Origin of the sequence: Streptococcus pseudopneumoniae (assembly GCF_001068775.1) — a bacterium.
GTDB lineage: Bacteria > Bacillota > Bacilli > Lactobacillales > Streptococcaceae > Streptococcus > Streptococcus pseudopneumoniae_N.
Genome location: NZ_JWAJ01000012.1, coordinates 21,763 through 33,122, shown reverse-complemented (window position 1 = coordinate 33,122; position 11,360 = coordinate 21,763). Strand labels below are relative to the sequence as shown.

The 11,360-nt window shown below is 40.1% G+C and carries 13 protein-coding genes; 9 read left to right on the top strand and 4 right to left on the bottom strand.

Annotated elements, in window-relative coordinates; translation table 11 throughout:
- The first annotated feature begins 218 nt into the window (after positions 1–218).
- On the top strand, positions 219–803 hold the full coding sequence (locus ADF68_RS00485; RefSeq protein ID WP_049548177.1) for a DUF6287 domain-containing protein: 585 nt from the start codon (positions 219–221) through the stop codon (positions 801–803).
- A 40-nt stretch (positions 804–843) separates the two neighbouring features.
- Here the strand turns inward: ADF68_RS00485 and ADF68_RS11550 are convergent, their stop codons facing one another.
- Positions 844–975 (bottom strand): hypothetical protein, encoded by a 132-nt coding sequence (locus ADF68_RS11550; protein ID WP_261674329.1) that lies wholly within the window; start codon positions 973–975, stop codon positions 844–846.
- Between the two features lie 125 nt (positions 976–1,100).
- Between ADF68_RS11550 and ADF68_RS00480 the strand changes: the two genes are divergently transcribed.
- The 5 genes from ADF68_RS00480 (at position 1,101) to ADF68_RS00460 (ending at position 5,829) form a co-directional block, all read left to right on the top strand.
- On the top strand, positions 1,101–1,613 hold the full coding sequence (locus ADF68_RS00480; RefSeq protein WP_049548176.1) for a GNAT family N-acetyltransferase: 513 nt from the start codon (positions 1,101–1,103) through the stop codon (positions 1,611–1,613).
- A 659-nt stretch (positions 1,614–2,272) separates the two neighbouring features.
- A complete protein-coding gene (locus ADF68_RS00475; protein ID WP_049548175.1) occupies positions 2,273–2,722 on the top strand; it encodes a MarR family winged helix-turn-helix transcriptional regulator in 450 nt (149 codons plus the stop codon).
- Positions 2,723–2,740: 18 nt separating this feature from the next.
- Complete coding sequence (locus ADF68_RS00470) at positions 2,741–3,595, top strand: SDR family oxidoreductase (protein ID WP_049548174.1); 855 nt, start codon at positions 2,741–2,743, stop codon at positions 3,593–3,595.
- Complete coding sequence (locus ADF68_RS00465) at positions 3,588–4,316, top strand: ABC transporter ATP-binding protein (protein WP_049548173.1); 729 nt, start codon at positions 3,588–3,590, stop codon at positions 4,314–4,316. Before ADF68_RS00470 ends, ADF68_RS00465 begins: the two co-directional genes overlap by 8 nt.
- Positions 4,309–5,829 (top strand): ABC transporter permease/substrate-binding protein, encoded by a 1,521-nt coding sequence (locus ADF68_RS00460; protein ID WP_049548172.1) that lies wholly within the window; start codon positions 4,309–4,311, stop codon positions 5,827–5,829. The genes ADF68_RS00465 and ADF68_RS00460 overlap by 8 nt, the downstream gene beginning before the upstream one ends.
- Before the next feature lie 52 nt (positions 5,830–5,881).
- Here ADF68_RS00460 and ADF68_RS00455 read toward each other — a convergent pair whose 3' ends face one another.
- Positions 5,882–6,217, bottom strand: coding sequence for a hypothetical protein (locus ADF68_RS00455; protein WP_049548171.1), 336 nt, complete (start codon positions 6,215–6,217; stop codon positions 5,882–5,884).
- 32 nt (positions 6,218–6,249) lie between these two features.
- Complete coding sequence (locus tag ADF68_RS00450) at positions 6,250–6,795, bottom strand: TetR/AcrR family transcriptional regulator (RefSeq protein ID WP_049548170.1); 546 nt, start codon at positions 6,793–6,795, stop codon at positions 6,250–6,252.
- 132 nt (positions 6,796–6,927) lie between these two features.
- Between ADF68_RS00450 and ADF68_RS00445 the strand changes: the two genes are divergently transcribed.
- The gene (locus ADF68_RS00445) at positions 6,928–7,830 is read left to right on the top strand and encodes a cation diffusion facilitator family transporter (protein ID WP_049548169.1); all 903 of its coding nucleotides are present in this window, start codon (positions 6,928–6,930) and stop codon (positions 7,828–7,830) included.
- Positions 7,831–7,906: 76 nt separating this feature from the next.
- The gene (locus tag ADF68_RS00440; protein ID WP_049548168.1) at positions 7,907–8,944 is read left to right on the top strand and encodes a zinc-binding dehydrogenase; all 1,038 of its coding nucleotides are present in this window, start codon (positions 7,907–7,909) and stop codon (positions 8,942–8,944) included.
- Positions 8,945–9,011: 67 nt separating this feature from the next.
- Here ADF68_RS00440 and ADF68_RS00435 read toward each other — a convergent pair whose 3' ends face one another.
- A complete protein-coding gene (locus ADF68_RS00435) occupies positions 9,012–10,013 on the bottom strand; it encodes a LacI family DNA-binding transcriptional regulator (protein ID WP_049548167.1) in 1,002 nt (333 codons plus the stop codon).
- Positions 10,014–10,181: 168 nt separating this feature from the next.
- Here ADF68_RS00435 and ADF68_RS00430 point away from each other — a divergent pair, with 168 nt between their 5' ends.
- The gene (locus tag ADF68_RS00430; RefSeq protein ID WP_049548166.1) at positions 10,182–11,360 is read left to right on the top strand and encodes a galactokinase; all 1,179 of its coding nucleotides are present in this window, start codon (positions 10,182–10,184) and stop codon (positions 11,358–11,360) included.

Below are 11,360 nucleotides of genomic sequence, written 5' to 3'. Positions count from 1 at the left end.
CTACAACGAAATAGGCTCCATAATATCTATAGGGGATTTACCCACTACAGAAATTATAGAGCCTACTTACAAAGAGCACCTTTCGGGGTGTTCTTTTTTAATCCTCAATAGAGAGTTCACCCCCAAATTCACACCAATAGTCTTTGTCTTATACAATTTCTTCCTAGTATGAGTTTAGTATGATATAATTAAATACGAATAATTTAAAGGAGTTATAAATGAAAATAGGAAAAGGCATCAATTGGATTTTGATTCTGTTAAGTTGCTTAATTGCTATAGTACTGATAAGTTTTATGTTCTTCTTTAATCATAAGAAGCAAGATGCAGAAGCAGTAAGTACTCCAACAGAACAAGTTTCTACTACTAGTACGACATCAACTAGTACAACAAGTGCAACAACGACCACTAGTTTAACAACTACTCAAGATAGTATTACGACTACGGAGGAAAAACCTTCGACACAAGAAGAGCAAACGAATGCTAAATCACAAAAAATAGATGAGCAAGCCATTCTAAATGGAGATTTCTCTACTCTAGTTGGAACATGGAGAAATGGACTTGGGCAAGAGTTTACATTCGATAAAAGTGGACTAGTAAATAGTGGGAACATTGAGAAAGTGAGCATAGCTAGCGATGGGAGTGTTAACTTCAGCGTTAGATCTGGTTTTACAGGGTATGGAATGAGTATTTATCCTGCTGGACTTACTATAGCTGGGTTAGATTCTGACTTAAGTAAAAACAGGCTTACTGCTGGTCAAGCTGCTCCAACTAGCTCAGAACAAGTTTTTTATAAAGTAGACTAAATGATTAACCATCTCATCAAATTTGAGATGTTTTTCTTCTTTATTTGTAAGTCATGGTCATTTTATGAAGATGAAGCAAGTAGGGTTCAAAAACAGCTTCCATAAGCGTTCCAGCTTGTTTAGCAAGATGTTGGAATTTATGAGGACCTTGACGGATATTATTTTTCTTCATAGTATGTTGTGTTATAATGTAGATACGATATGAATAAATTAAGATATCTCTGTAAATTCTGTAAATGTCACTTTATGTGAACATGAGTACATTTGAATTTATAGAATGATAGGAAATGGTTTACAATGATAAGTCTAGAGCTGATGTCTGAAGAAAATAGTATAGATGTTTATTCTTTTGAAAAAGAAAATCGGGAGTATTTTGAGCGGAGTCTACCTCCTAGACCAGCTACCTATTTTGATTCAGAAGGTTTTAAAGAGATTACAAGGGAATTGTTAAGGGAACAAGAGAATCATGATGTCTACATGCATCTTATTAGAGATGCACAAGGTACTATGGTCGGAAGAATCAATTTAAGTGTTTTAGGGAAGGATAGAAAAACAGCAGAACTTGGATATAGGATTGGAGAAAATGTTACCAATTTAGGATATGCAAGCGAAGCAGTTAAACTCGTTTTAGAAAAGGCCTTTACTACTTATGGTTTACATAAGATTATCGCAGGGACGGCAAGGGACAATCAGGCTTCTCAGAGAGTGCTTTTAAAAAATGGTTTCACCTTTAGTAGAATCATAGAGAATGACTTTCAAATGCATAACGAGTGGATTCATACGGCAGTATTTGAGATAAGGAATCTATAGCATCATCATTCCCAGTCGTTTGCCAAAACTAAACATTTCTAGTAGACATTTGTCTACTTTTATATGGAAAATATAGTAGAATGAATCTAGAACAGTACACCAAGACTGCTAAAAATGTTTTAGAATCTATATTGTACTACTCTAAGTTCAATCCACTATAGCATTCTTTGTTCTTGTTTTTAGTTCCCTATCGTCATGATTACAAGCCAATTTGTATCTATAATACTTCTTTATTAGCCTTGTTTCTTGTCAAACTTTTTAATCCTCAGATCAAGACGAATATCTTATTAGCTAGTTTTGCTAGGGGATTTAATATTCTATTAAATTCTTTAATTTTCTTTTATCTTTATTTTTTTGAATTAAGGAATCTTAGTTTTAGTCTTTTCTACTCTTTTGTTTACTATATTTTATAAAAATTTTTATCATTCCTTTATGCTTGGTTTCTAGTCAAAATTCTAAGTATGGTCCTTATCTAGTCCATAGTAGTTTCTTTAAGGGGAATGCTTCAGATGTGATTCATGTTTAATTTTATAAAAATGATGACTTTCTACTTTTTGGTAGGAAGTTTTTTATTATTTCTATATCGAAATAGTTGACAGATGTAATTTAGGGTGTTACAATAACTAAAAGGTTCGATATAGAACAAAAAAGGAGACAAAATGGACAAGATGTTAGGGGGATACCAAGCTCTACAGATTCGATTGTTAAACGGGCGTATCTTTCAAAAACTATTGAGCAAGCAACCAGATGCTCAATACAGAAGTGAACAGGGAAAAATTTTAACGATTTTGTGGAAGCAAGAGTTGGGGTGCGCTACAGCGACCGATATCGCTCTTGCGACGGGTCTAGCCAATAATACATTGACCAGTATGGTTAAGAAATTGGAAGAACAAGGCTTGGTCACGATTCAACCTTGCACACAAGATAAAAGGAAAAAATATATCTCTTTGACAGACCTCGGTTGGGCGCAAAAAGAAATTGGAGACCGTGTTAGTAAAGAATTGGGTGAAATTTTCTACCAAGGATTTTCCAATCAAGAAATCCGAGAATTTGAGGCTTATCAAGAGCGTATTATCACAAATCTAAAAGCTAAAGAAAATGACATCTAAGGAAAGGAAGTTACAGTTATGATTGGTATTACGGGGGTAACAGGGAAATTAGGTTCTTATGTGGCGAATCTTATAGATCAAAAAGGAATTGCTTCCGTCCATTTAGCACGAAGCCCAGAGCGTGCAAAGATCTATGCGTCTGCGGAAATCCGTAGAATATCGTATGCCAATACTCCAGAGGTGGTTGAGGCCTTGAAGGGTATTGATATCTTGTTGATGGTTTCTACTCGGGAAAATCAAGAGCGTGTCAAGGAACACAAGGACTTTTTAGATGCTGCAAACCTAGCAGGAGTAGAGCATATCGTCTATACCTCCTTTTATGGGGCAGATGAGAAGGCAACTTTCACCTTGTCTCGAGATCATGCCCAGACGGAATCCTATATCAAGGAGTTAGGGTTCACCTACACTTTTTTGAGAGATAATTTTTACTTGGACTTCCTGATTGATATGGCGCTTGAAAATGGAGAGATTCGTGGTCCGGCCGGCAGTGGTCTTGTGTCAGCTGTTGCCCGTAAGGACACATCTAGGGTTGCAGTAGAGATTCTTTTAAATCCTAAGGAATGGGAAAATCAAAGCTTGAATTTGACAGGGCCAGAGGATCTTTCCATGGAAGAAATCGTAGCGCTTCTCTCAAAAGAGACCGGTAAGGCCATCGCGTATGTGGATGAAACAGTAGAAGAAGCTTATGAGTCACGGAAAAAATGGCCAGCACAAACTTGGGAGTACGATGCCTGGGTCAGCACTTATACAGCTATCAAAGTTGGGGAACAAGCTGGGGTTTCAACAGATATCGAAAAAGTCCTAGGGCATCCGGCAAGTAGCCTATTGGATACTCTTAGAGATAGAAAACTTATAGAGGAAGAACATGATTGAATACAAACATGTAGCCTTGCGCTACACGGATAAAAACATTTTAAAAGATGTCAATCTTCGCATTGAAAATGGAGAATTCATGGTGCTAGTGGGTCCTTCAGGATCTGGGAAGACCACTATGATCAAGATGGTCAATCGTCTTTTGGAACCGACAGATGGCAATATCTATATGGATGGGAAACGCATCAAAGACTATGACGAACGGGAGTTACGTCTCAGTACCGGCTATGTCCTTCAAGCTATTGCCCTATTTCCTAACTTGACAGTTGCGGAAAATATTGCTCTCATTCCTGAGATGAAGGGCTGGACTAAAGAACAAATCACTTCTAAAACAGAAGAACTCTTGGATAAGGTTGGTCTGCTTGCTGCAGAGTATGCTCATCGGTTACCAAGCGAGTTATCTGGTGGGGAGCAACAGCGGATTGGGATTGTGCGGGCCATCATTGGGGAACCAAAGATTCTATTGATGGACGAGCCTTTTTCAGCCTTAGATGCCATTTCTCGCAAGCAGTTGCAAGCTCTCACCAAAGACTTGCACAAGGAGTTCGGTATGACGACCATCTTCGTTACTCATGATACGGACGAGGCCTTGAAATTAGGCGATCGAATTGCTGTTTTACAGGATGGAGAAATTCGCCAGGTCGCAGAACCTGAAACAATTTTACAAGCGCCTGCGACAGACTTTGTAGCAAACTTGTTTGGAGGTAGCCTTCATGTCTAATTTGATTTCAACCTTTCAAGAGCGATTTAGTGAATGGGTAACCGCTCTTGGTCAACACCTACAATTATCGCTTTTGACCTTATTGGTCGCTATTTTTCTAACCATCCCACTTGCGGTTTATCTAAATGGTCACAAAAAGGCAGCGAATTGGGTACTACAAGTTGCGGGTATCTTCCAGACTATTCCCTCAATGGCTTTGTTGGGTCTCTTTATCCCTTTCATGGGGATTGGAACCTTACCAGCCCTTACAGCCCTTGTCATCTACGCTATTTTCCCGATTTTAGAAAATACGATCACAGCCTTGAACGGGATTGATCCTAGTCTTGAGGAAGCAGGGATTGCTTTTGGGATGACCAAGTGGGAGCGACTCAAGAAGTTTGAAATTCCACTTGCCATGCCTGTCATTGTATCGGGGGTTCGTACAGCAACCGTTATGATCATTGGGACAGCGACTTTAGCCGCTCTTGTGGGAGCTGGTGGATTGGGCTCCTTTATCCTTTTGGGTATTGATCGTCGGAATGCTAGTCTGATTTTAATCGGGGCTATTTCATCGGCTATCTTAGCCATTCTCTTTAATGTCATTCTCAAATGGTTGGAAAAGGCAAAGTTGCGTACAATTGTTGCGGCCTTTGCTGTTATGTTCCTTGGTTTGGGAGTTAGTTATGCTCCAAGCATTATTCCACATAATGAGAAAGACAATCTCGTCATTGCTGGGAAGTTGGGACCTGAGCCTGAGATTCTCATGAATATGTATAAACTTCTCATCGAGGAAAATACGGATATGACGGTGACGGTCAAGCCTAACTTTGGGAAGACAGATTTCCTTTATCAAGCGCTGAAAAAAGGGGACATTGATATCTATCCAGAATTTTCTGGAACAGTGACAGAGAGTCTCCTCCAACCATCGCCACAAATTGGGCATGACCCGGAAAAGGTTTACGAGGTGGCTCGTGACGGCATTGCCAAACAGGATCAACTAGCCTTTCTTAAACCCATGGCTTATCAAAACACTTATGCTATAGCAGTTCCTAAAAAAATTGCGCAAGAATATGGGCTTAAGACGATTTCAGACTTGAAAAAAGTAGAAGGACAGCTCAAGGCGGGATTCACTCTAGAGTTTAATGACCGTGAGGATGGAAACAAGGGCTTGCAGTCTGTTTATGGATTGAATCTCAATGTGGCAACCATGGAGCCAGCCCTTCGCTATGATGCGATTAAGGCTGGAGATATTCAGATTATGGAAGTTTACTCGACAGACCCTGAAATCGAGCGTTACCAACTTCAAATTTTAGAAGACGATCAACACCTCTTCCCTCCTTATCAAGGCGCTCCACTCATGAAAGCTGAATTACTCGAAAAACATCCTGAGTTGGAAGCAGTCCTCAATAAACTAGCTGGTAAAATCACTGAGAGCCAGATGAGTCAGATGAACTACCAGGTTAGTGTGGAAGGTAAATCAGCTGAAGAAGTAGCACGGGACTTTCTCCTTAAAGAAGGAATACTTAAGCAATAATCAAAGGAGTATTAGTTTATGAGTATACAAAAAAGGATCAAAAGATCCTTTTTTATTGTACCAAGGCTAACAAGATGGTAAGCACCAGTGCAATTCCAATTCGAATCAGATGGTGGGTTGGATGGAAGTTTTCTTTTTGTTTGCCATTCCAATAGGCTCCGTAGCAAATTAATCCACAGCCAATCAGCCAAAGAGATAGTGCGATAATCGGCAAAAAGAAGTAGAGGAAGATAGATAAGGTCGCAAGGCTACTTCCGATAAGGAGAAGCCGATTTCCTAGGAGATTCCTGCCTTTTCTTAATTCTGAAAGGCTAGCCAATAAATGAAGAAGAGGAAAAGCAAGAGCTAAGAAGATTATAAAAATAACAAGAATAATAACGATGTTCATAGGATTTCCTTTCTAGCTAGAATAATGATAATTTATTTTTGTTTGGTTGTCATCTCCATGACATCCAAGTAAAATCCAACTACTTGGTCTTCCTTATAAGATTTTCCTTTTTTGAGCCACCAGGTTAGTGTTTCGATAAAGTTAGTTACAACAAAGTGTTTGAGGTAGGAAGTAGGAATATTAGGATAGGCAACTTGCAAGTCCTCTGCTACCATGGGATAAACATGGTGTTCCAATTCTTTCTGCAATTGACGGAGGAAGTAGTCATTTTTAGAGAAAAGGAGACTGGTGACGTGGTCTTGATTTTTCTTAAAATGTGAAAAGATATGAGCCAAATAAGCTTCTGTAGATATATTTTTCTCGTGTTCAAAAAGATGATGAAAGAGATATCGGCAGAGCTCATCTAGGAGTAATTCCTTACTTTCATAATGGCTATAAAAGGTAGAGCGACCGACATCTGCGAGGTCTATTATCTCCTGAACGGTAATCGTTTCAAAGCTTTTTTGATTTAGTAATTGTAAAAAAGCAGTATAGATAGCTTTTCGAGTCTTGGTAATGCGACGATCTTGAGCAGTCATATGGACACTTTGAACAAACTATTCGGTATCTTACAAAGTGAATAGTTTGTTCCTATCCTTTCTGTAATGAATGTTAGATAATGATAATGAACAGGATGTTCATGAATCTATTATAACAAAGGAATGATGATTATGAAGACAAAACATACAGTTTGGTTAGCTTTTTTCTTAAATTTGAGTTATGCCATTATCGAGTTTATCGCTGGTGGAGTGTTTGGTTCCAGTGCTGTTCTTGCTGACTCTGTTCATGATTTGGGAGATGCAATCGCAATTGGGGTATCAGCCTTTCTTGAAACAATTTCCAATCGTGAAGAAGATAGTCATTATACCCTGGGTTATAAACGGTTTAGTCTTCTAGGTGCCTTGGTAACAGCTGTGATTCTGATTACAGGGTCCGTTTTGGTCATTTTGGAAAATATAACGAAACTCTTTCATCCACAACCTGTCAATGATGAGGGGATTCTCTGGCTAGGAATCATCGCTGTTAGCATTAATGTACTAGCAAGTCTAGTAGTTCGTAAGGGAAAAACTAAGAATGAGTCTATTTTGAGCCTGCACTTTCTGGAAGATACTCTGGGTTGGGTGGCTGTTATCCTGATGGCCATTGTTCTGCGATTTACCGACTGGTATATTCTGGATCCGCTCCTATCCCTTGTCATTTCCTTCTTTATTCTGTCGAAAGCCATTCCACGTTTTTGGAGCACGCTCAAGATTTTCCTTGATGCTGTGCCAGAAGGAGTGGATATCAAGCAAGTAAAAAGCGACTTGGAGCAGTTGGACCATGTCGCTAGCCTTAATCAGCTCAATCTCTGGACTATGGATGGTTTGGAAAAAAATGCCATTGTCCATGTTTGTCTAAAAGAAATTGAACAGATGGAGGTTTGTAAAGAATCCATTCGAACCCTACTCAAAGATTGTGGTTTCCAAAATATCACCATTGAGATTGATGCGGACCTAGAAACTCACCAAGCCCATAAGCGGAATATGGAGGAGATAGAGGCAATCCAAAGATATGAACATGAACATCATCATTAATGAGATGTAGTATAAGTGAGCGAAAGCTTGATAAAAAGTGTATACTTAAGGTAGTTAGATACAGAGAGGAAATGTTATGAAATCAGCAATTTATACCAAGGCAGGTCAGGTCGGTATTGAAGAAGTTAAGCGTCCAAGCATTCAAGAATCGGATGACGTCATTATCCGTGTGGTTCGTGCTTGTGTTTGTGGTTCGGATCTTTGGAGTTACCGAAATCCAGATATTAAAGCGGGGCATAAAAATAGTGGACACGAAGCGATTGGAATCGTTGAAGAAACTGGAGAAGCCATTACCACGGTCAAGCCTGGTGATTTTGTGATTGTGCCATTTACTCATGGTTGTGGGGAATGTGATGCCTGTCGTGCTGGATTTGATGGTTCCTGTGACAATCATATTGGAAATAACCTAGGTGGAAATTTCCAAGCTGAATATCTCCGCTTCCACTATGCTAATTGGGCCCTTGTAAAAATTCCTGGACAACCGTCTGACTACACAGAAGGTATGCTCAAGTCTCTCTTGACTCTGGCTGATGTCATGCCAACAGGCTATCATGCAGCGCGTGTGGCAGATGTGAAACCAGGTGATAAGGTTGTCGTAATTGGCGATGGGGCTGTTGGCCAATGTGCTGTCATTGCTGCTAAGATGCGTGGAGCTTCACAAATTATCCTTATGAGTCGTCATGAAGATCGACAAAAAATGGCCTTGGAGTCAGGAGCGACAGCTGTCGTGGGCGAACGTGGTGAAGAAGGTATTGCCAAGGTGCGTGAAATCCTCGGAGGAGGAGCAGATGCAGCACTTGAGTGCGTCGGTACTGAAGTGGCTGTTGAGCAAGCACTAGGTGTCCTTCACAATGGAGGGCGCATGGGATTTGTAGGAGTTCCACATTATAAGAATCGTGCTCTTGGTTCAACCTTTATGCAAAATATCTCTGTCGCAGGTGGAGCAGCTTCTGCGACAACATACGATAAGCAATTCTTGCTTAAAGCTGTTCTTGATGGTGATATCAATCCAGGCCGTGTCTTTACTTCAAGCTATAAACTGAAAGATATCGACCAAGCTTATAAGGCTATGGATGAACGCAAGACCATTAAGTCTATGATTGTGATGGATTAAAAAAAGAAAATCCTAATAGAGAACTGAAAAGCTCTTATTAGGATTTTTTTATGTTCAAGTGTTGTACTTAATGCAAGGTGCTTTCTCTTAACGTCAGTTTGGTTCCAAGCATGGTGAGGCTTGGAATTTTACGGCCATGAAGGACTTCTCTGTTCAAAATATCCATTCCTGTGCGTCCCATTTCTTCGGTGTAGACAGTAATGCTAGAAAGTGGTGGGAACACTTGCTTGGTTAGAATAGTATCATTAAAGGAAATAATGCTGACGCGCTCTGGTATGCTGATGCTGGCTTCTTGAAGGGCGCGAAGGGCACCGATTGCCAAACTATCACTAGCTGCAAAAAAGGCAGATGGAAGTTGTTCACCCAAGTTTTGAATTGCATGTTTCATTAAGTCGTAGCCAGATTGGGCAGTAAACTCTCCTTGGAAAATCAGTTCTTCATGATAGATTCCCAGTTCCTGTGTGTAGCTGATAAAGGCTTCAAGTCGTTTATCATGGATTTGTTCCTCTTGGTCAGTCGTAATCTCGAGTCCAGTCAGAATTCCAACCCTGTCCATGCCTTGATTGATAAAATAATCCAAAACTTGTTTGACAGCATTTGAAAAATCAGTGATGACACAAGTATGCCCTAAAGCCAGAGTGTCACTATCTAAAAATACTAGAGGTTTGTGATATTCTTCAAACGAGGCAATCTGTGCTTGGCTAAATTTCCCGATACAAAGAATCCCAATGACTTCTTCGCTAAGCGTAAAAGGCTGGTCATTAAAATAGCGCAAGATGTCGTAATCTAATTCTTGAGCTCTATTTTCAATTCCTAGGCGAATCTGGTAGTAGTAGAGATCTTCTAACTCTCCCTGTTCACTGACCCACTGGATGATAGCGATTTTCTGTTTGAGTTTATGTGATTCACCTGTTTTAAGATGTTTGGTGTAGCCTAGTTCTTCGGCAACGGTTAAAATACGATGTCTGGTTTCTTCTGTCACAGATAGACTCTGATCGCGATTGAGGACACGAGATACAGTTGCGATCGAGACAGAGGCTAGCTGAGCAATATCTTTGAGTGTAGCCATAATTCCCCTCCTTTTTAGGTTATTATAGCATATTTTTCTTCCTTTTTACTCATAGTTTAGTAAAATATCGGTAAAAATGTTGACCTAAGCAAAACCCTTGGGTACAATAGAAGAAAACGATTACAGGATAAACTTTTTTACCTAATATTTCGTCAAAGGAGAATTCATATGACACAACATCTTACTGCTGAAGCACTTCGCAAGGATTTTTTGGCTGTTTTTGATCAAGAAGCGGATCAAACCTTCTTCTCACCAGGGCGCATCAACTTGATTGGGGAACATACTGACTATAACGGTGGGCATGTTTTCCCAGCAGCTATTTCATTAGGAACTTACGGAGCTGCACGCAAGCGCGATGACCAAGTATTGCGTTTCTACTCCGCGAACTTTGAGGACAAAGGCATCATTGAAGTGCCTCTAGCTGACCTTAAGTTTGAGAAAGAGCACAACTGGACCAACTATCCAAAAGGTGTCCTTCATTTCTTGCAAGAAGCTGGTCATGTGATTGATAAAGGTTTTGATTTCTATGTATTTGGAAATATCCCAAATGGTGCTGGTTTGTCATCTTCAGCATCTTTGGAACTTTTGACAGGTGTCGTAGCAGAATACCTCTTTGACCTAAAATTGGACCGTCTAGACTTAGTTAAAATCGGAAAATTGACAGAGAATAACTTTATCGGTGTTAACTCTGGTATTATGGACCAATTTGCTATCGGTATGGGGGCAGACCAACGTGCTATTTACCTAGATACTAATACTCTAGAATACGACTTGGTTCCACTTGATTTGAAAGACAATGTCGTTGTTATCATGAATACCAACAAACGCCGTGAACTTGCAGACTCTAAGTACAATGAACGCCGCGCTGAGTGTGAAAAAGCTGTAGAAGAACTCCAAGTGGCCTTGGACATTCAAACCTTGGGTGAATTGGATGAGTGGGCTTTTGATGAATACAGTTACCTCATCAAAGATGAAAATCGTTTGAAACGTGCTCGCCATGCTGTTCTTGAAAACCAACGTACACTTAAAGCACAAGCGGCTCTTCAAGCAGGAGATTTGGACAAGTTTGGTCGTTTGATGAATGCGTCTCACGTTTCTCTTGAGCATGATTACGAAGTGACTGGCTTGGAATTGGATACTCTTGTTCATACAGCTTGGGCTCAAGAAGGTGTTCTCGGTGCTCGTATGACAGGAGCAGGTTTTGGTGGTTGTGCCATTGCCTTGGTTCAAAAAGATGCAGTTGAATCCTTTAAAGAAGCTGTTGGCAAACACTACGAAGAAATCGTTGGCTATGCACCAAGCTTCTATATCGCTGAAGTTGCAGGTGGTACTCGCGTCTTAGATTAG

Excerpts from the sequence above, each read along its gene's own strand:
- ADF68_RS11550 (WP_261674329.1), bottom strand. The coding sequence starts at position 975 with ATGAAGAAAAATAATATCCGTCAAGGTCCTCATAAATTCCAACATCTT.
- ADF68_RS00460 (WP_049548172.1), top strand. The coding sequence starts at position 4,309 with ATGTCTAATTTGATTTCAACCTTTCAAGAGCGATTTAGTGAATGGGTA.
- ADF68_RS00475 (WP_049548175.1), top strand. The coding sequence starts at position 2,273 with ATGGACAAGATGTTAGGGGGATACCAAGCTCTACAGATTCGATTGTTA.
- ADF68_RS00440 (WP_049548168.1), top strand. The coding sequence starts at position 7,907 with ATGAAATCAGCAATTTATACCAAGGCAGGTCAGGTCGGTATTGAAGAA.
- ADF68_RS00430 (WP_049548166.1), top strand. The coding sequence starts at position 10,182 with ATGACACAACATCTTACTGCTGAAGCACTTCGCAAGGATTTTTTGGCT.
- ADF68_RS00470 (WP_049548174.1), top strand. The coding sequence starts at position 2,741 with ATGATTGGTATTACGGGGGTAACAGGGAAATTAGGTTCTTATGTGGCG.
- ADF68_RS00455 (WP_049548171.1), bottom strand. The coding sequence starts at position 6,217 with ATGAACATCGTTATTATTCTTGTTATTTTTATAATCTTCTTAGCTCTT.
- ADF68_RS00465 (WP_049548173.1), top strand. The coding sequence starts at position 3,588 with ATGATTGAATACAAACATGTAGCCTTGCGCTACACGGATAAAAACATT.
- ADF68_RS00485 (WP_049548177.1), top strand. The coding sequence starts at position 219 with ATGAAAATAGGAAAAGGCATCAATTGGATTTTGATTCTGTTAAGTTGC.
- ADF68_RS00445 (WP_049548169.1), top strand. The coding sequence starts at position 6,928 with ATGAAGACAAAACATACAGTTTGGTTAGCTTTTTTCTTAAATTTGAGT.
- ADF68_RS00450 (WP_049548170.1), bottom strand. The coding sequence starts at position 6,795 with ATGACTGCTCAAGATCGTCGCATTACCAAGACTCGAAAAGCTATCTAT.
- ADF68_RS00435 (WP_049548167.1), bottom strand. The coding sequence starts at position 10,013 with ATGGCTACACTCAAAGATATTGCTCAGCTAGCCTCTGTCTCGATCGCA.
- ADF68_RS00480 (WP_049548176.1), top strand. The coding sequence starts at position 1,101 with ATGATAAGTCTAGAGCTGATGTCTGAAGAAAATAGTATAGATGTTTAT.